Annotated in this window: 15 protein-coding genes; 7 read left to right on the top strand and 8 right to left on the bottom strand. The window is 65.1% G+C overall.

Annotated elements, in window-relative coordinates; genetic code table 11:
- Nucleotides 1-281: 281 nt before the first annotated feature.
- The 3 genes from A7X65_RS18450 to A7X65_RS18440 all read left to right on the top strand — a co-directional run bounded on the left by A7X65_RS18450 (nucleotide 282) and on the right by A7X65_RS18440 (nucleotide 3,822).
- The gene (locus tag A7X65_RS18450; RefSeq protein ID WP_063687169.1) at nucleotides 282-578 is read left to right on the top strand and encodes a co-chaperone GroES; all 297 of its coding nucleotides are present in this window, start codon (nucleotides 282-284) and stop codon (nucleotides 576-578) included.
- A 198-nt stretch (nucleotides 579-776) separates the two neighbouring features.
- Nucleotides 777-2,408 (top strand): chaperonin GroEL, encoded by a 1,632-nt coding sequence (gene groL, locus A7X65_RS18445; protein WP_063687167.1) that lies wholly within the window; start codon nucleotides 777-779, stop codon nucleotides 2,406-2,408.
- 202 nt (nucleotides 2,409-2,610) lie between these two features.
- Nucleotides 2,611-3,822 (top strand): hypothetical protein, encoded by a 1,212-nt coding sequence (locus tag A7X65_RS18440; RefSeq protein ID WP_063687166.1) that lies wholly within the window; start codon nucleotides 2,611-2,613, stop codon nucleotides 3,820-3,822.
- Between the two features lie 168 nt (nucleotides 3,823-3,990).
- Here the strand turns inward: A7X65_RS18440 and A7X65_RS18435 are convergent, their stop codons facing one another.
- Both A7X65_RS18435 and A7X65_RS18430 read right to left on the bottom strand, forming a co-directional pair.
- The gene (locus tag A7X65_RS18435) at nucleotides 3,991-4,389 is read right to left on the bottom strand and encodes an META domain-containing protein (RefSeq protein ID WP_063687165.1); all 399 of its coding nucleotides are present in this window, start codon (nucleotides 4,387-4,389) and stop codon (nucleotides 3,991-3,993) included.
- Nucleotides 4,390-4,527: 138 nt separating this feature from the next.
- The gene (locus tag A7X65_RS18430; protein WP_063687163.1) at nucleotides 4,528-6,192 is read right to left on the bottom strand and encodes an L-lactate permease; all 1,665 of its coding nucleotides are present in this window, start codon (nucleotides 6,190-6,192) and stop codon (nucleotides 4,528-4,530) included.
- A 314-nt stretch (nucleotides 6,193-6,506) separates the two neighbouring features.
- On the opposite strand from A7X65_RS18430, the gene A7X65_RS18425 reads away from it, so the two are divergent.
- Nucleotides 6,507-8,270, top strand: a complete 1,764-nt coding sequence (locus A7X65_RS18425; RefSeq protein ID WP_063687161.1) for an ABC transporter ATP-binding protein/permease — start codon at nucleotides 6,507-6,509, stop codon at nucleotides 8,268-8,270.
- Between the two features lie 257 nt (nucleotides 8,271-8,527).
- Here A7X65_RS18425 and A7X65_RS18420 read toward each other — a convergent pair whose 3' ends face one another.
- Nucleotides 8,528-9,538 (bottom strand): TorF family putative porin, encoded by a 1,011-nt coding sequence (locus tag A7X65_RS18420; RefSeq protein WP_063687803.1) that lies wholly within the window; start codon nucleotides 9,536-9,538, stop codon nucleotides 8,528-8,530.
- Here A7X65_RS18420 and A7X65_RS42665 point away from each other — a divergent pair.
- Nucleotides 9,471-9,767 (top strand): hypothetical protein, encoded by a 297-nt coding sequence (locus tag A7X65_RS42665; protein WP_167358238.1) that lies wholly within the window; start codon nucleotides 9,471-9,473, stop codon nucleotides 9,765-9,767. The genes A7X65_RS18420 and A7X65_RS42665 overlap by 68 nt on opposite strands.
- Nucleotides 9,768-9,949: 182 nt before the next feature.
- On the opposite strand, the gene A7X65_RS18415 is transcribed toward A7X65_RS42665, so the two are convergent.
- The 3 genes from A7X65_RS18415 to A7X65_RS18405 all read right to left on the bottom strand — a co-directional run bounded on the left by A7X65_RS18415 (nucleotide 9,950) and on the right by A7X65_RS18405 (nucleotide 12,976).
- Entirely contained in the window at nucleotides 9,950-10,318 is a 369-nt protein-coding gene (locus A7X65_RS18415; RefSeq protein WP_063687159.1) for a hypothetical protein, read from the bottom strand.
- A gap of 100 nt (nucleotides 10,319-10,418) precedes the next feature.
- Nucleotides 10,419-11,741, bottom strand: a complete 1,323-nt coding sequence (gene glcF, locus A7X65_RS18410) for a glycolate oxidase subunit GlcF (RefSeq protein WP_063687157.1) — start codon at nucleotides 11,739-11,741, stop codon at nucleotides 10,419-10,421.
- The gene (locus A7X65_RS18405) at nucleotides 11,738-12,976 is read right to left on the bottom strand and encodes an FAD-binding protein (RefSeq protein WP_063687155.1); all 1,239 of its coding nucleotides are present in this window, start codon (nucleotides 12,974-12,976) and stop codon (nucleotides 11,738-11,740) included. The genes glcF and A7X65_RS18405 overlap by 4 nt, the downstream gene beginning before the upstream one ends.
- 217 nt (nucleotides 12,977-13,193) lie before the next feature.
- Here A7X65_RS18405 and A7X65_RS18400 point away from each other — a divergent pair, with 217 nt between their 5' ends.
- The gene (locus A7X65_RS18400) at nucleotides 13,194-13,682 is read left to right on the top strand and encodes a putative quinol monooxygenase (protein WP_145656293.1); all 489 of its coding nucleotides are present in this window, start codon (nucleotides 13,194-13,196) and stop codon (nucleotides 13,680-13,682) included.
- Between the two features lie 55 nt (nucleotides 13,683-13,737).
- Here the strand turns inward: A7X65_RS18400 and A7X65_RS18395 are convergent, their stop codons facing one another.
- Nucleotides 13,738-15,231, bottom strand: coding sequence for an FAD-linked oxidase C-terminal domain-containing protein (locus A7X65_RS18395; RefSeq protein WP_063687153.1), 1,494 nt, complete (start codon nucleotides 15,229-15,231; stop codon nucleotides 13,738-13,740).
- A gap of 267 nt (nucleotides 15,232-15,498) precedes the next feature.
- Between A7X65_RS18395 and cycA the strand changes: the two genes are divergently transcribed.
- Entirely contained in the window at nucleotides 15,499-15,894 is a 396-nt protein-coding gene (gene cycA / locus A7X65_RS18390; protein WP_063687152.1) for a cytochrome c-550 CycA, read from the top strand.
- 117 nt (nucleotides 15,895-16,011) lie between these two features.
- Here the strand turns inward: cycA and A7X65_RS18385 are convergent, their stop codons facing one another.
- A complete protein-coding gene (locus A7X65_RS18385) occupies nucleotides 16,012-16,968 on the bottom strand; it encodes an alpha/beta fold hydrolase (RefSeq protein WP_063687150.1) in 957 nt (318 codons plus the stop codon).
- Nucleotides 16,969-17,277 lie beyond the last annotated feature (309 nt).

Below are 17,277 nucleotides of genomic sequence, written 5' to 3'. Positions count from 1 at the left end.
TCCCTCCCGCAGCCAAGCGCAAAACCGCTGCCGGAGCAATGACGTCCTTTGATACGCCGGGCCCCGAACAAAGTTTCCAATGCCACCATCCTATATCCGCCTCACCAATCGCTTAACCACCTTTGCTTGACAGGATCGCGGCCAAGCCATATTTCCGGGCGCACTATTAGCACTCGGAAAGCCCGATTGCTAAGCGCGCCGTTCGATCCGAAGAGGGGGAACGGCAGCGCCGCCCCACCCACTTCCACTACTTCCGAAGCGAGCCTCCAAAGGGAAACGTCATGGCTAAATCCAAATTTCGTCCGCTGCATGACCGTGTCGTGGTCAAACGTATCGACGCCGAGGAAAAGACCAAGGGCGGCATCATCATCCCGGACAGCGCCAAGGAAAAGCCGTCCCAGGGCGAGGTCGTCGCCGTCGGCCCGGGCGGCCGTGACGAGACCGGCAAGCTGATCCCGATCGACCTCAAGGTCGGCGACCGCGTGCTGTTCGGCAAGTGGTCGGGCACCGAGGTCAAGATCGACAACGAAGAGCTCCTGATCATGAAGGAGTCGGACATCATGGGCGTGCTGGCCTAAGGCCATCCGCCTGAACGGCCGCTGAATGCCATGCCGTCATGCCCGGGCAGAAGCGCGAAGCGCGTCTTCGCGCGAGATGACCCGGGCATCCATCCTTCCTCGCAGGATGATGGATTACCGGGTCAAGCCCGGCAATGACGCAGAGAGCGCCGTACAGCCCACAACAAGACACATCACGACACACGAGGGATTGCAGAAATGGCTGCCAAAGACGTCAAGTTTTCCGGAGACGCGCGTGAACGCATGCTGCGCGGCGTCGACGTTCTCGCCAACGCCGTCAAGGTGACGCTCGGCCCCAAGGGCCGCAACGTCGTCATCGAGAAGAGCTTCGGCGCGCCCCGCATCACCAAGGACGGCGTCACCGTCGCCAAGGAGATCGAGCTCGAGGACAAGTTCGAGAACATGGGCGCCCAGATGGTGCGTGAGGTCGCCTCCAAGACCAACGACCTCGCCGGCGACGGCACCACCACCGCGACCGTGCTGGCCCAGGCCATCGTGCGCGAAGGCGCCAAGGCGGTTGCCGCCGGCATGAACCCGATGGACCTCAAGCGCGGCATCGACACCGCGGTCCAGGCCGTCATCAAGGACATCGAGAAGCGCGCCAAGCCGGTCGCCGCCTCCTCCGAGGTCGCCCAGGTCGGCACCATCTCGGCCAACGGCGATGCCGCCATCGGCAAGATGATCGCCCAGGCGATGCAGAAGGTCGGCAACGAGGGCGTCATCACCGTCGAGGAGAACAAGTCGCTCGACACCGAGGTGGACATCGTCGAGGGCATGAAGTTCGACCGCGGCTATCTGTCGCCCTACTTCGTCACCAATGCCGAGAAGATGACCGCCGAGCTCGAGGACGCCTACATCCTCCTGCACGAGAAGAAGCTGTCGGGCCTGCAGGCCATGCTGCCGGTGCTCGAAGCCGTGGTGCAGTCGGGCAAGCCGCTCGTCATCATCGCCGAGGACGTCGAGGGCGAGGCGCTGGCCACCCTGGTCGTCAACCGCCTCCGCGGCGGCCTCAAGGTCGCGGCCGTCAAGGCGCCGGGCTTCGGTGACCGCCGCAAGGCCATGCTCGAGGACATCGCGATCCTCACCGGCGGCCAGCTGATCTCCGAAGAGCTCGGCATCAAGCTGGAGAGCGTCACCGTGAAGATGCTCGGCCGCGCCAAGAAGGTGGTGATCGACAAGGAGAACACCACGATCGTCAACGGCGCCGGCAAGAAGCCCGACATCGAGGCCCGCGTCGGCCAGATCAAGGCGCAGATCGAGGAGACCACCTCGGACTACGACCGCGAGAAGCTCCAGGAGCGCCTCGCCAAGCTCGCGGGCGGCGTTGCGGTGATCCGCGTCGGCGGCGCCACCGAGATCGAGGTCAAGGAGAAGAAGGACCGCGTCGAGGACGCGCTCAACGCCACCCGCGCTGCGGTGCAGGAAGGCATCGTCCCCGGCGGCGGCGTCACGCTGCTCCGCGCCAAGAAGGCGGTCGGCCGTCTCACCAACGCCAATGCCGACGTCCAGGCCGGCATCAACATCGTGCTGAAGGCGCTGGAAGCCCCGATCCGCCAGATCTCCGAGAACGCGGGCGTGGAAGGCTCGATCGTGGTCGGCAAGATCCTGGAGAACAAGTCCGAGACGTTCGGCTTCGACGCCCAGAACGAGGACTATGTCGACATGATCGAGAAGGGCATCATCGATCCCGCCAAGGTGGTGCGCACCGCGCTGCAGGACGCCTCCTCCGTGGCCGGCCTGCTGGTGACCACCGAAGCCATGGTCGCCGAAACGCCGAAGAAGGACGCTGCGCCCGCGATGCCCGCCGGCGGCGGCATGGGCGGCTTCTGAGCCGTCCCGCTCCGTGACAGTGACGCGAAGGCCGCCTCCGGGCGGCCTTCTTTTTTGCCGACCCTGCCCCGCCGCTTTCCGATTCAACCGGCGGCCAAAACCCACTACGGTGGCGCGCCGATTCTCATTGTTTGGGCATGATCCCACCGGAAAACCGCTTCACGTTTTTCCCGATCATGCCCATTGCTCAAGGATTTCCGCGATGCGCGCGCTTCTGGTTTGCCCGACGGTGGTTTTGGCGGCTCTGCTGGCGGTCGCGCCCGACGTCGCCTCCGCCCAGATGAAGCTGTCGCCGAAGGCCGCCGCGCCCGGCGGAACCGAGACGCGCTATTTCACCTCGATCGACGGGCTGATGGACGGCAATGCCGACGTGATCCTGAAGGAGACGCGGCAGGGCAAGACGGTCACCGCGGCCGTGCTCGACGTCTGCTATCCCGTCGCGAAGAACTCCGACCGCAAGGACCGCTTCGTCGTCAATCTCCAGGTCGCCGGCCAGAACCTGACCGGCACGACGCAGAGCATCGGCGAGAAGGCGCCCGTCAGCGTCAAGCTGCTGCGCAAGCAGAGCGGCGACGCCTTCGAATTCCGCGGCCAGATCAGCATCGGCCAGGTGGTGACCGAGGTCACCTCGCCCGACAATTCCGATCTCAGCGAGAAGGAATTTCTGGACAACCAGACCTCCGACGACGGCATCACGCCGCAGCCGAAGGACTTCACCGACGTGTCGCCGGAGGCGATCGCGGTGAAGGTGAAGCTGGACGCGGCGACCGAGTTCCTGAAGAGCCTCAAGGGCCAGCCGGTCGAGGTGACGCTGGCGAGCCTGTCGGTCGGCTGCGACGCGCTGCGCGCCGGCGAGCAGACCATCAACATGTCGGTCGACCCGGAGCGCGCGGCCGCGCTGCTGGCAAAGTTCAAGGCGACGCCGGGCGTCACCGCCGCCGGCTGGACCGCGGGCATGACCGAGATGGACCGCACCATCCGCTTTGCCGCCGCCGACTGGCGCGACGGCGACAAGATCAACCGCGACAAGCTCGCGACCGCGGTCGCCGGCGTGCTCAGCAAGACGCTCGCGGCAAAGCCGGTCGCGCAAAGCTTCAACCCTTCGACCGGCAAGCTCAAGCTGGTGTTCAAGCGGCCGAACCAGGATCATCCGGCGCTCGAGCTCACCGACACGATCGAGGTCGCTGGCCTCGTCTCGCCGGACAAGCCGGGCAGCACCGACAAGCTGATGCTCTGGATCGGCAGCCCCGCCACCACCACCGCCGACGAGAGCAGCGGTGCGAAGCTCAATCTGTCCGACGACGCGAGCGCGGACGAAGAAGGCGATCTGCCCGACGACAACGGCTCGATCGAGGCGCTCGTCAAGGAGCTGAAGGGCCAGCGCTGGGACGCCGACAAGTCGGTGTGGAAGTAGGCTTTCGTGCCCCGGACGTCATAAGCGCGTTTACGCGCGTCTTCGACGCGCTACGGCGCGAAGTGCTGCGAGCCGGGGCCCCGAGGCCGCACGCGGGATCCTAGCGAATTCTGGGTCCCGGCTCTGCGGAGCAGCGTTGCACGCTGCACCGGGTCCGGGACGCGAGACCTAATTCCCGGTCGTGCGGAAACGCAGCGGCTTGGGGCCGATCAGGGTCAGCACGTCGCCCTGACGCTTCCAGGTCTCGACACTGCTCAGCGCAGCGACGAGTTCGTCGTCGGCCTGGGCTCTTGCCGGCGGGCAGGAACGGTCCTGGATCTGGCCGGGCACGAAGATCACGGTGTTCCCTGCGACCGAGAACTGGCCCTTGCCGCCCTTGCACCAGAGCTCCAGCACGACTTCGCCATTGTCGCCGATCTCGATGTTCGGAATCCGCTTCGAGCCTGCTTGCGGCAGCGCCTCCAGCGTCATCTCCGAGCCGAAGGGGAAACCGTCCTCGGCACGCGCGAGCGTGGACATCGCGAGCATTGCAACCGCCGCACACACCATCTGCTTGAGCGAAACCATGACACCTCTCGACCGACCTGAGTTGCGGCACCTTCTATAAGACGGCAGCGCCATTGAGAAGGTTCGCCTGCGCGCGACGCAAAAATCCCCGCGAGGGCGAACCTCGCGGGGATTGGCGTTGAAGCGAGATGCTAGCCGCTACTTCAGGACCATTGCCGTGAACGGCCAGACATAGGCCTGCAACGTCACCAGCACACCGACGAGGCACGCCAGCACGATCGAGTGCCAGAACACGAAGCGCAGGATGGTGCCCTCGTGGCCGTACCAGTTGGTGGCGGTGGAGGCGACCACGATCGATTGCGCGTCGATCATCTTGCCCATCACGCCGCCGGACGAGTTCGCAGCACTCATCAGGATCGGCGACAGGCCGAGCTGCTCGGAGGTGATCCTCTGCAGGTTTCCGAACAGCACGTTGGAGGCGGTGTCCGATCCCGTCAGCGCGACGCCCAGCCAGCCGAGCAGCGTACCGAAGAAGGGATAGAGCACACCTGTTGCGGCGAAGGCGAGACCGAGTGTCGCATCGACGCCGGACAGGCGCGTCAGGGTGCCGATCGCGAGCATCGCCGAGATCGTGATCAGCGAGATCGCGCACAGCCGGATGGTCCGGCCGTACTCGGTCACGAGCCGGCCGGGACCGACGCCCATCAGGAAGCCGGAGATGATCGCCGCGATCAGCATGCCCGTGCCGGTGAAGGACAGGTAAGTGAACGCGAACACCGCGCCCTCCGGCGTCGGCTTGGCCGCCACCGGCGGCACCTTGTTGATCATCTGGTGCAGCTCGGGAACGGGATAGTTCCAGACGAAGATCGAGTTCGCCCAGGTCTTGAAGGCGCCGTTGCCCCAGATCAGCATCACGATGCAGACGATGATCCACGGCAGCAGCGCGCTGAACAGCTCGCTCTGCGTCAACGGCGTCTTGTCGAGCGGCTTGGCCGCCGCCATGGTCGCGGCCGATTCATCGCGGCCGCGCAGCGCCGGCGACAGCCAGAGCTGCTTGGGCTGCCAGACCTTCAGGAACAGGATCAGCGCGCCCATCGAGATCAGCGATGCGCCGATGTCGACGATCCACGGATTGATGAAGTTCGAGATCACGAATTGCGGGACAGCGAACGACACGCCGGTGACGAGGATCGCCGGCCAGACGTCCTTCATGCCCTTCCAGCCTGCGAACGCCCACACCACCCAGAACGGCACGATCAGCGAGAACACGGGCAATTGCCGCCCGACCATCGCACCCAGGAGATAGGGATCGAGCCCGGTCACCGAGGCGAGGCCCTGGATCGGCGTGCCCAGCGCGCCATAGGCGACCGGCGCGGTGTTGGCGATCAACGACAGGCCGGACGCCGCGAGCGGCGAGAAGCCGAGGCCGATCAGCACGGCGCCTGTGATCGCCACCGGGGTGCCAAAACCTGAGGCGCCCTCGAAGAAGGCGCCGAACGAGAACGCGATCAGCAGCAATTGCAGCCGCCGGTCCTCGGTGACGCCGCCGACCGCGCGCTTGAGCAGCTCGAAGCGCCCGGTCGAGACCGTCACCTGATAGAGGAAGATGACGTTGAGAACGATCCAGCCGATCGGGAAGAAGCCGGTCACGATGCCGAGCACCGAGGCGCGGATCGACATGTTCGCCGGCATGGTGAAGACGAAGATCGTGATCAGGTTGGTCACGATGACGGCGATGATGGCCGCGATATGCGCCTGGACGCGACCGCTCGCGATCAGGACCAGCAGCGTGACGACGGGCACCGCCGCCGCGATCGTCGACAGCACGGGACTGTGCAGCGGATCATAGATTTGATTCCACATGGTCTTCCTCCCCCACGCATGTTTGCGGCAGACGGCCCGCGTGGAGAGCCGATCCTGCTTTTCGCTTGAAGCGATACCCCCCGAGCCGGACGCGAATTCCTTGCGAATGCGGCGGTTCCCCTCCGCTCACAAGCTCGCGAAATCCCAGAGCACCCCGCCCCGCGCCGTTATGCCCATGCTAGGGTTGCGGGCTGCGACAAGACAACGCAAATTGCAGAACTTGCGACTTTAGTCTAAGCGCGCCCGTTTTCGCCGTTGCCGCAAGCCTTTGGCTCAGGGCATTTGTGCACACCCCCTCGAGGAGACAGAGCTCTGTGAAGAACATTAGCGCCACGCTCGCGATCGTCTGGCGAATCGCCATCCCCTACTTCAGGTCCGAGGACAAATGGGCCGCCCGCGGCCTGCTCGGCGCCGTGATTGCGATGGAGCTGGCGCTGGTCGCGATCGACGTGCTGGTGAACCAGTGGCAGAACCGGTTCTACAGCGCCCTTCAGGCCAGCGACTGGGACGCGTTCGTCAAGCAGATCTGGATCTTCATCGGCCTCGCCTTCACCTTTATCGCGCTGGCGGTCTACAAGCTGTACCTGAACCAGTGGCTCCAGATCCGCTGGCGGAACTGGCTGACCAAGCATTATCTCGGCGAATGGCTCAGAGGCCCGACGCACTACCGCATGCAGCTCAAGGGCGATGCGGCCGACAACCCGGACCAGCGCATCACCGAGGACGTCAAGAACTTCGTCGAGCAGACCCTGACCATCGGACTCGGGCTGCTCTCGTCGATCGTGACGCTGTTCTCCTTCGCGCTGATCCTCTGGGGCCTCTCCAACGCCGCCCCGCTGCACCTGTTCGGCACCGACTTCATGATCCCCGGCTATCTGTGCTGGGGCGCGCTGATCTACGCGATCTTCGGCACCGCGCTGACGCACTGGATCGGCCGTCCGCTGGTCAACCTCAATTTCGAGCAGCAGCGCTATGAAGCGGATTTCCGTTTCAACCTCGTCCGCGTCCGCGAAAACAGCGAGCAGATTGCCCTGCTCAAGGGCGAAGGCGCCGAACGCAGCCGACTGCTGGATCGCTTCGGCTTCGTGATCGGCAACTGGTACGCCATCATGAGCCGGACCAAGCGCCTCACGATGTTCACGGCGAGCTATCAGCAGGCGGCCGTGATCTTTCCCTATGTGCTGGTCGCGCCGGCCTTCTTCGCCAAGAAGATCCAGCTCGGCGACATGATGCAGACGGCGTCGGCCTTCTCGAGCGTCCAGGGCGCCTTGTCGTTCTTCGTGACAGCCTACCGGGCACTGGCGGAATGGCGCGCGATCGTTGCCCGTCTCGACGGCTTCGAGATGTCGGTCGATTCCGCCGCAAACCTGCCGGCGCATGAGGCGACGATCGAGCTCAAGGCCGCGGGTGGCAGCCGCAATATCGGCCTCGATAAGCTCTGCGTGTATCTCCCCAACGGCATGCCGCTGGTCGCGGCCGACGGCTTCGCCGTCCAGGCATCGGAGCGCGTGCTCGTGACCGGGCCGTCAGGCTCCGGCAAGTCGACGCTGTTCCGCGCCATCGCCGGCATCTGGCCGTTCGGCACCGGCACCATCGTCGTCCCCGCACAGGCGAAGCTGATGATGCTGCCGCAGCGCCCCTATTTCCCGGTCGGCGCGCTCGGTGACGCCGTGATCTATCCCGCAGCCCCCGGCGCGTTCCAGACGCCCCGGATTCGGGACGCGGTGATCGCCGTCGGCCTGCCCGACCTCGCCGAACGGCTGACCGAGGAAGGCCATTGGAACCGGATGCTGTCGCTCGGGGAGCAGCAGCGCCTGGGGCTCGCCCGCGCGCTGCTGCATGTGCCGGACTATCTGTTCCTCGACGAGGCCACGGCGTCGCTGGACGAGCCGTCCGAAGCCCGGCTGTACCGGCTGCTGGCGGAGAAGCTGCCGCAGGCCACCATCGTCTCGATCGGCCACCGCTCGACGCTCGATGCCTTCCACACCCGCAAGGTGACGATGGTGAAGGACGGCCCGATCCACGTCGTCGGCAAGGATGGCGAGCCGGCCGCGAAGGAGCCTACCGTAGCGGGCTGAGCCGGCACGACCCAGCCTGAGACCTCGGTAACCTCGGCAGGACCTTACCTGCAGCCATCCTTCGAGACGCCCGCCTCCGGCGGGCCCTCAGGATGAGGTCTGTCCTCGCGGCAAGATCTCGGCCCCTCATGGTGAGGAAGCGCCGTCGTCCGGCGCGCCTCGAACCATGAAGGCCGAGCGCTTTCTCAGACGACACCCCTCAAAGCAAAAGGGCGGCAGGTTGCCCTGCCGCCCTCGAAGTCGTCTCGGAAAGAAACTTACTTCAGGTTGCTCATCGCCGTCAGGTCGAACGACAGCTTGGCAATGCCGGTGGCGCCGCACCAGTTGGAGCCGACACCCGACGGATTGATCGGGGTCACGAAGGTGCCGGTCGAAGCCGTGAGATTGCCGCGCGCCGAGAAGTCGCTGGTGAAGGCGTTGCAATCACCCTTGGAGAGGTTGGTGTCGGAGTAGCGCAGGTCCAGCGTGGCAACCTTGTAGGTGAAGCCGATGCCGATGTTCCAGGTGTTGTAGTCGGCATACTTGATGCCGTTCGGGAACGCCGGAACGCCGTAGAAGCTGTCCGAGGTGCCGAGCCACTGACGGCCGAACTCACCCGACACGTACATGCCGACGCCGCTGGCGCCGAAGGTCGTGGAGGGCGCGATGTACTTGCCGACGATCGACGCGTAGTTGCCCCAGGCGCCCGAGTTCAGGTAGCTCGGGGTGTAGTATTCGGTGAAGCCGAACGACCAGCTGTCGTTCACCGTGTAGGTGCCCTTGGCGTAGACTTCGAAGAAGCTCAGGTCCTTCTTGATCACGTTGGTGTTCAGCAGGCCCTTCTCGGCGCAGCCTGCGCCCTGGAAGACGCCGGCGTTGTCGATGCCGGTGCCGCCGAAATAGCAGGTTCCACCCGGATACAGATAACCCCAGACACCGACGTCGAGGGCGAACGCGCCGAAGGTCGGGCGGATACCGCCGTAGATGTCGATCTCGGCCGCGGCGCGGTTCGGGAAGGAGATGCTCTCACCGGACACGCCCACATAGAGCTGGAGGTCCTTGGTGACGTTGTAGCGCGGCTCGAAATAGGCGGTAACCGACGGCTTGTGGTTCGACTGGGTGATACCACGGAAGACGTAGTCGCTCATGATCGCGCCGCCGAAGGCGACATCCCACGGGTCAAAGGCGGGGGGCGGCGGGGCCTTCAGAGCCTTGACCGGCATGTCTGCCGCGAAAGCCGAACCCGTCACCATTGCCAGCGCCGTTGCCAACAAAGTCACTTTTTTCATTTCGATCCCCATCACCAGTTCTACCCGTCGTGTCCCGGAAGCCCCCCGGGCGAACGATCTGACGTCAAAAAATCACAACTGCGGCAATTTGGATCGGGGACTGAAAACCGTGAAGCAAAAAGGGCGAGCATCTGCCGACTTTTTAGGCGTTCTGACGTTTCCACGAAAGGTTGTCAGCCAGTGTGTCTTCTCGACCACATCATTTGCATTCCAAAGTGCATTGCGATGACCGGGTTAGTACGGTGCCCGGCGGCGGCGTGCCCCGGACGCCACGAATCAAGCTGACGCCGGGATTGACGAATCCCCGGCCCCCCTCGCGCGATGCAAAAAGGCCGCAGCGTCCTCGCTGCGGCCTTCCTGTTGTCGATCCCAGCCGCGGGATTGGACCCGGGCTTCGGCCTCACCTTGGGTCTAGCTCTGTCCCTCGGCCGGCGTGGCTTCCGCAGAAGACGAAGGCATCGCCCAGCTTGTCTCGGCGACAGGCTCGGGAGCCGGTGCTGGCGCCGGCGCTGACGGCTTCGGCGCGGGAGCTGCCTTCGCCTTCTTCGGTGCAGCCTTCTTTGCGGCCTTCTTCGGTGCAGCCTTCTTGGCCGCGGCCTTCTTCGCTGTCTTCTTGGCAGCCTTCTTCGGGGCGGCCTTCTTCACGGTTTTCTTGGCAGACTTCTTGGCAGATTTCTTCGCGGACTTCTTGGCTGCCTTCTTCTTCGTCGCCTTCTTCGCCGCTACTGACTTCTTGGCCTTTTTGGCCTTCTTGCTTTTCTTCTTCTTCGCTTTCGCCATCGTGGTCCTCCTGTTGCCGCCAAACAATGGTCGATCGGGCGCCGTTCAGCCGTCACCTCCGGACGAGAGCTCAGACTTCGAAACCTCAGAATTCGAAGTCTCAGCCTTGCGCGTTGAGTGCCGGCCGCGCCCCGCCCGTAGCCCAATCGAGAAGCTCAATCGTGTGTACGACCGGAACTGACGTGCCACTGGCAATCTGCACCATGCAGCCGATATTGCCCGCGGCAATCATGTCCGGCTTGACGCTCGCGATGTTGGCGACCTTGCGATCGCGCAACCGGCCCGCAAGCTCGGGCTGGAGAATGTTGTAGGTCCCCGCCGAACCGCAACACAAATGGCTCTCGGGCACATCTTTCACCACGAATCCATTCTTGGAAAGCAATTCTTTCGGAAGGCCCGTGATTTTCTGTCCGTGCTGCAACGAGCATGCGGAGTGATAGGCGACGACGATGTCGTCCTGTCGCGTGCTCGGTGCGAGCTCGAGACCGGCGACGTATTCGGTGATGTCCTTGGCGAGCGCGGACACGTTCGCCGCATCGGCGGCAAACGCAGTGTCCTCACGCAGGAGGTAGCCGTAATCCTTGATGACCGTGCCGCAACCGGAGGTCGTCACCAGGATGGCGTCGAGCCCCTCGCCGGCCGCTTCCTTCCGCCATGCCGCGACGTTGGCGCGAGCCCGCGCCAGCGCGTCCTGGTCATTGCCGAGGTGATGGGTCAGCGCACCGCAGCACTGCTCGTCCCTGACCAGCACGACCTCGATGCCGTGGCGGGTCAGCAGGCTGATGGCGGCCTGGTTGATGCGCGGCGCCAGCACCTGCTGGGCGCAGCCCTGCAGCAGCGCGACCCGGCCCCGCTTCTTGCCGAGCGCCGCAAACACGCTGCCCGGAAGCGCGCCCGGCGCCGGCAGCCGGTTCGGCGCCAGGGCCAGCATCGCCTTGAGGCGCTGAATCAGGCCTGGCGTCGCCGAGGGACGCGGCGTCGGCAGCAACACGGCGAGCGGGCGGGCCAGCCGCGCCAGCACCATGCTGGCGCGAAAACGCTTGGGGTCCGGCAGGACGAAAGCCAGCACCTGGCGCAGCAGCCGCTCGGATAGCGGGCGCTGATAGCGCTGCTCGATCCTGACACGGGCCTGGTCGACGAGATGCATGTAGTTCACGCCCGAGGGGCAGGTCGTCATGCAGGCCAGGCACGACAGGCAGCGGTCGACATGCTTGACCACCTCGGCCGTCGGCGTCTGGTCCTTCTCCAGCATCTCCTTGATCAGATAGATGCGGCCGCGCGGGCTATCGAGCTCGTCGCCGAGCAGCACATAGGTCGGACAGGTTGCAGTGCAGAAGCCGCAATGGACGCAGGCGCGCAGGATCTTGTCGGCTTCCGCGATATCGGGATCGGCGAGCTGCGCGAGTGAGAATTCGGTCTTCATGCAGCAGCGCCCCGGCTGAGGCGCCCCCGGTTGAGAATGATCTTCGGATCGAAGCTGGCGCGCACGCGCTCGCTCAGGGCGGCAATGCCGGGCGCCTGCGGATGGAACACATCGACCTCGCGCCTGACGTCCTCGGCCGCCCGGATCAGCGCGGCATGACCCCCGACCGCATTCGCGCGCGCACGAACGGCCGGGGCATGCGCGTCGCCCTTCGGCGGCAATGCGGCCCAGATCAGCCCGCCGCCCCAATCATAGATCACGTCGCCCCCGGTCTCGCGCGCCAATTGCGTGCCGAGCGCCGCGCCCGAGGCCGGCGGGCAGACGATCCGCCAGACCGGCCAGCTCCCCAGCGCGCCGCCGGCCGCGAACGGCAGGACGTCACGGATGGTGGCCCACAGCGTGGACGACGGGGCGTCCTCGATCAGCGTCGCGGTTCCGAACGGCGCCAGCAGTTCGCGCAGCGAGCCGGCGCGATGCGCAGCCGACGCCGTGATGCCCTCGAGCCGCAGCACGGTCAGCGCCTCGCCCTGGCCTGCGATGTCGCCGAGCCCGTCGGTTTTGGCCCGGAATGCCGATTTCGGCAGGTGCGCGGCGCCCGAGACATCGAAGGGCGAGCCCAGCGCCGCGGTCATCGCCTTGTTGGCGACGGCATCGTCCAGCCCGCGCAGCAGCAGCGTCCGCTCGGCCTCGGGCTTCGGCATCACCTTGAGCGTGACCTCGGTCATCACCGACAGCGTGCCCCAGGACCCCGCGAGCAGCTTGCAAAGGTCGTAGCCGGTGACGTTCTTCACCACCTTGCCGCCGGTCTTGAAGCTGTCGCCGAAACCCGAGACGGCGTACGCCCCCAGGAGGTGGTCGCGCGCCCCGCCCGCCCTGATGCGCCGCGGCCCGGCCAGCCCGGCCGCGATCATGCCGCCGATCGTCCCGAGCGCGGGCGTGCCGAGCAGCGGCGCCGTGTTCATCGGTTCGAAGGCGAATTGCTGGTTCTTGGCATCGATCAGCGACAGCACGTCGGCCAGCGGCGCGCCGGCCTGCAGCGTGATGATCAGCTCGTTGGGCTCGTAGGAGGTGACGGCGTTCAGCGCGGAGACGTCGAGCACGGCGTTGGTCGCCATCGCGTGGCCGATGCTGCGCTTGCTGCCATGACCGATGATCTCGAGCGGCTGCTCGTTGGCAATCGCCGCGCGCACCACCTCTTCGACGTCTTTGGCGTCTCTGACCCTGAGCGTATCCACGGGAAAAGCCGGTAGCGAAATTCGCCGCCAAAATCAAATGCGGCGTGACATCCGGCGGTCGCCTCCGCTCGCCCTTCACCTGTTTCGCTACCACGACGCTTCGACCACAATCGAAGCGTTCACGACATCGACACTTCGATCACCGGCGAACCAAAGCCGGCAGGCCACCGCTACAAGTCTGCGCCGATCGCAATGAGACCAACCGATGGAGACGGACATGAAGCGATCGATCCAGGCGCGGCCGGTGCCGCGCCCCCACGAAGCGTTCAGCCGCAGATCAGTCATCAGGGCCTTCGGCGCCGTGCTGGCGATCTATCTCTCGCCATGGACGGCGGCGTCATCTCAAGCCCAGCAGCAAGGAGGAAGCACGATGAATCACTATGCCACGCAGAAATCCCTCAGCGACGCCGTCGACGGCGGCGGTCTGCTCGTCGTCGCGCAATGGGAGGCAAAGCCGGGCGAGGCCGACAGGGTCGCAGGGATCCTCGACCGCTTCCTGCCGGAGGCGCAGCGCGAGGACGGCGTCAAGCTGTTCCTGATCTCGCGGGCCAAGGACAATCCGGCGCAGTTCCTGTTCTACGAGCTGTTCCGTGACGAGGCCGCGTTCAAAGCCCACCAGGAGAGCGCGCATTTCAAGACCCTGATCGCCGGCCAGGCCCTGCCGCTGCTGGCGAAGCGCGAGCGGGCGCAATACGGATTGCTGTAAGCGGTCACAAAGGGAGGGGCTTGCACCGCAAGTCCCTTCCCTTCACGTGGTTACCCTAGAACCGCGGCAGATCCGGGAATGCCAGCTTGCCGGCATGGACATGCATCCGGCCGAGCTCCGCGCAGCGGTGCAGGGTCGGGAACACTTTTCCGGGATTGAGCAGGCCCTGCGCGTCGAAGGCGCATTTCAGGCGCTGCTGCTGGTTGAGGTCGATCTCGGTGAACATGTCGGGCATGAGATCGCGCTTCTCGATGCCGACGCCATGCTCGCCGGTGAGCACGCCGCCGAACTCGACGCAGGCGCGCAGGACGTCGGCGCCGAAGGCTTCGGCGCGCTCGATCTCGCCGGGCTTGTTGGCATCGTAGAGGATCAGCGGATGCAGATTGCCGTCGCCGGCGTGGAACACATTGGCGCAGCCGAGCTGGTACTTTTCAGAGAGCTCGCGGATGCGGGCGAGCGCCTTCGGCAGCGCGCCGCGCGGAATGGTGCCGTCCATGCAGAGATAGTCGGGTGAGATGCGCCCCACCGCGGGGAATGCCGCTTTCCGGCCGGCCCAGAACAGGTTGCGCTCGGCCTCCGAGGTCGAGATCTGGCAGGTGGTCGAGCCGCAGGCATTGGCGATGGTCTCGACCCGCGTGATCAGCTCGTCGACCTCGATCTTGGGACCGTCGAGCTCGATGATGAGCAGCGCCTCGACGTCGAGCGGATAACCGGCATGGACGAAGGCCTCGGCGGCGTGGATCGCGGGCTTGTCCATCATCTCCATGCCGCCGGGAATGATGCCGGCGCCGATGATGCGCGCGACGCATTCGCCGGCCGCCTCGACTTGCGCGAAGCCGACCATCAGCGCGCGCGCCGTTTCCGGCTTCTGCAGGATGCGCACCGTGATCTCGGTGATGACGCCGAGCAGCCCTTCCGAGCCGGTGATGACGCCCATCAGATCGTAGCCGGGGTTCTCGGCGGATTTGCCGCCGATGCGCAGGATCTCGCCGCTCATCAGCACGATCTCGCAGCCGAGCACGTTGTTGGTGGTCATGCCGTATTTCAGGCAGTGCACGCCGCCGGAATTCTCCGCGACATTGCCGCCGATCGAGCAGGCGATCTGCGAGGACGGATCGGGGGCGTAATAGAAGCCGGCATGCGCGACCGCCTGGCTGATCGCAAGATTGGTGACGCCGGGCTCGGTGACGACGACGCGGTTGTCGAAATCGATCTCGCGGATGCGCTTGAACTTGCCGAGGCCGAGCAGGACGCCGTCCTCGAGCGGGAGCGCGCCGCCGGACAGCGAGGTGCCGGAGCCGCGCGGCACCACCTTGATGCCTTGTGCGGCACAATATTTCAGGACCAGCGAGACCTGTTCGGTCGTGTCGGGCAGAACCACGACCATCGGCGGCTGCCGGTAGGCGGTCAGCCCGTCCGATTCATAGGCCCGCATCTCGGCTGCGCTGTCGATCACGCCTTCGCCGGGCACGATTGCGCGCAATGCAGCCACGATCTCAGCGCGGCGCGCGAGCACGGCCTGGTCACTCGCAGGCATCATGATGGCCATGGCACTTTCCTTCCAATCGCGGCGAACGGTCGATTTATCACGACAAATCAATCATGTCCGCGCCTGTTTGGGTAGGCCATCCGAAAGTCGGAGCAGCGATCTTCGGCGAGTTCGCTCTGGGACAAGTAGGAAATGATGAAACCTGTCATGGTTTCGTGGCTTGTCCAAGCCGGGCGGGCCTGCCAAAACCGGTGGGTTCGACGACTGCCGACCAGGCAAGGACACTGAACAGGCCAGACCCACCAGGGAAGAGACGAAGAGCACCCGATGACAAAACTGACTTTTGGCGCACTGATGATCCTCACCGTGACTGCCACCGCACCCGCCGCGATGGCGCAGGATGTCGCGGCCGGCAAATCGTCATTCAACAAATGCCTGGCCTGCCACGCGATCGGCGAAGGCGCCAAGAACAAGGTCGGCCCGGAGCTCAACGGCCTCAACGGCCGCAAGTCGGGCACCGCGCCGGACTACAATTATTCGGACGCGAACAAGAATTCCGGCATCACCTGGGACGAAGCCACGTTCAAGGAATACATCAAGGACCCCAAGGCCAAGATCCCCGGCACCAAGATGGCGTTCGCCGGCATCAAGAACGAGAACGAGGTCAACAATCTCTGGGCCTTCATCTCTCAGTTCGACAAGGACGGGAAGATCAAGCAGTAAGCGCGCAAACGGCGATCGCCGGAGCTTCGGTTCTGACCGGGTCAGAGCCGAGGCTCCGGCTTTTTGTTTGACGCGTTTCCGTTCCGCGAGGCGGCATCCACCTCGCTCGAGAACGCTCTAGTCGGCGGCGGCCCGCGCCGGCGCGATCTTCCCGATCATCGCCTCGATCTCCGACGTCACGAGATCCGGCACCGCGTTCTGCACCATGTGACCGAGATCGGGTAGCACGATCAGCTTTGCATTCGGCACGGTCGCGGCGAACGGACGCGCGTGGATGCCGGTCTTCACCGTCTTGTCGGGCTCGCCGGCGATGATCGTGACCGGCGCAGTGATCTCGCCATAGCGCGCCACTTGCGCGACAACGGCCTCCTTCAGCGTCACCAGATCATAGGCATTGGCGATGAACTCGCGCGGGCGCAGCAACAGCGGCGTCGCGGAGTCCTGCACGAAACCATCCGGCATGGTCTGCGGCAGGAACACGTTGCGCGCGCCGGCTTCGGTGACGAAATAGCCGAGCGGCAGCGTGATGGTGTAGGCGAGCAGCGGGCCGATCACGGGCGTTGCGATCAGTTCGTTGTAGCGCCCGACGCCGCCGCGCCAGGGATGGGTGACCGGCGCCAGCATCACGAGGCCGGCGACGCGGGAGGGATGATCGAGTGCGAGGCGCGCGCCGAGCGCACCGCTCCAGGAATGCACCACGAAGACCGCGCGCGCGATGCCGAGCTTGCCAAGCGCCTCGTCGATCATCCGGGCCTGAACCTGCGGCGTCGAATCCTGCCGCCGCGCACGCGTGCTCCAGCCGTGGCCGGGACGGTCGATCAGGATGACGCGGTGATTCTTGGCGAGAAGATCGCCGAGCGGACGCCGCATCGCTTCGAGATTGGAGCTTGCGCCGTGCAGCATCACGATCGGCAGGCCGGCCTCGCGCGGGCCGATGTCAACGACATGAAGGCTCGCGCCGTCGACCTCGACCATGCGGCCCTGCGGCGGAAAGGCACGCTGCACGGCCACGACGCCGGCCTGCGTGGCCAGCGCCAGCAGGACCAGCGCCGTCACGACTGAGATCACGATCATGGAGAGAATCCGGGCAATCCAGGGCACTTCACAACTACGAATGCTGCGCAGGGCAGTTTCGCCCGAGGCTCTCCTCCACTTCCACCGGAAATGAGGGGCTGTGGATATGTGCATAATTGCGGGCTGAAAAAGATCAATGGAATCAACGTTTTTCTTGTTCGCACGCAAGCTTCGGAACAGCTTCATGGAGCCGTCATCGCGGTTTCCTTATAATCGCCACGGTCGGTTCCGCCTCTTACACGCGGGTGGGCGCCGATCCTCCCCGCGACCTCGGGGAATGCGGGAAAGGCCGGCAGGATTTGTCCTGAT

Origin of the sequence: Bradyrhizobium stylosanthis (genome assembly GCF_001641335.1) — a bacterium.
Lineage (GTDB): Bacteria > Pseudomonadota > Alphaproteobacteria > Rhizobiales > Xanthobacteraceae > Bradyrhizobium > Bradyrhizobium stylosanthis.
Note: the sequence above shows the minus strand (reverse complement) of the source record. Positions and strands in the feature narration are given on the sequence as shown.

Excerpts from the sequence above, each read along its gene's own strand:
- A7X65_RS18415 (WP_063687159.1), bottom strand. The coding sequence starts at position 10,318 with ATGGCGAAAGCGAAGAAGAAGAAAAGCAAGAAGGCCAAAAAGGCCAAG.
- cycA (WP_063687152.1), top strand. The coding sequence starts at position 15,499 with ATGACAAAACTGACTTTTGGCGCACTGATGATCCTCACCGTGACTGCC.
- A7X65_RS18435 (WP_063687165.1), bottom strand. The coding sequence starts at position 4,389 with ATGGTTTCGCTCAAGCAGATGGTGTGTGCGGCGGTTGCAATGCTCGCG.
- A7X65_RS18450 (WP_063687169.1), top strand. The coding sequence starts at position 282 with ATGGCTAAATCCAAATTTCGTCCGCTGCATGACCGTGTCGTGGTCAAA.
- A7X65_RS18440 (WP_063687166.1), top strand. The coding sequence starts at position 2,611 with ATGCGCGCGCTTCTGGTTTGCCCGACGGTGGTTTTGGCGGCTCTGCTG.
- glcF (WP_063687157.1), bottom strand. The coding sequence starts at position 11,741 with ATGAAGACCGAATTCTCACTCGCGCAGCTCGCCGATCCCGATATCGCG.
- A7X65_RS18385 (WP_063687150.1), bottom strand. The coding sequence starts at position 16,968 with ATGATCGTGATCTCAGTCGTGACGGCGCTGGTCCTGCTGGCGCTGGCC.
- A7X65_RS18430 (WP_063687163.1), bottom strand. The coding sequence starts at position 6,192 with ATGTGGAATCAAATCTATGATCCGCTGCACAGTCCCGTGCTGTCGACG.
- A7X65_RS18420 (WP_063687803.1), bottom strand. The coding sequence starts at position 9,538 with ATGAAAAAAGTGACTTTGTTGGCAACGGCGCTGGCAATGGTGACGGGT.
- A7X65_RS18395 (WP_063687153.1), bottom strand. The coding sequence starts at position 15,231 with ATGGCCATCATGATGCCTGCGAGTGACCAGGCCGTGCTCGCGCGCCGC.
- groL (WP_063687167.1), top strand. The coding sequence starts at position 777 with ATGGCTGCCAAAGACGTCAAGTTTTCCGGAGACGCGCGTGAACGCATG.
- A7X65_RS18400 (WP_145656293.1), top strand. The coding sequence starts at position 13,194 with ATGAAGCGATCGATCCAGGCGCGGCCGGTGCCGCGCCCCCACGAAGCG.
- A7X65_RS42665 (WP_167358238.1), top strand. The coding sequence starts at position 9,471 with ATGTCTGCCGCGAAAGCCGAACCCGTCACCATTGCCAGCGCCGTTGCC.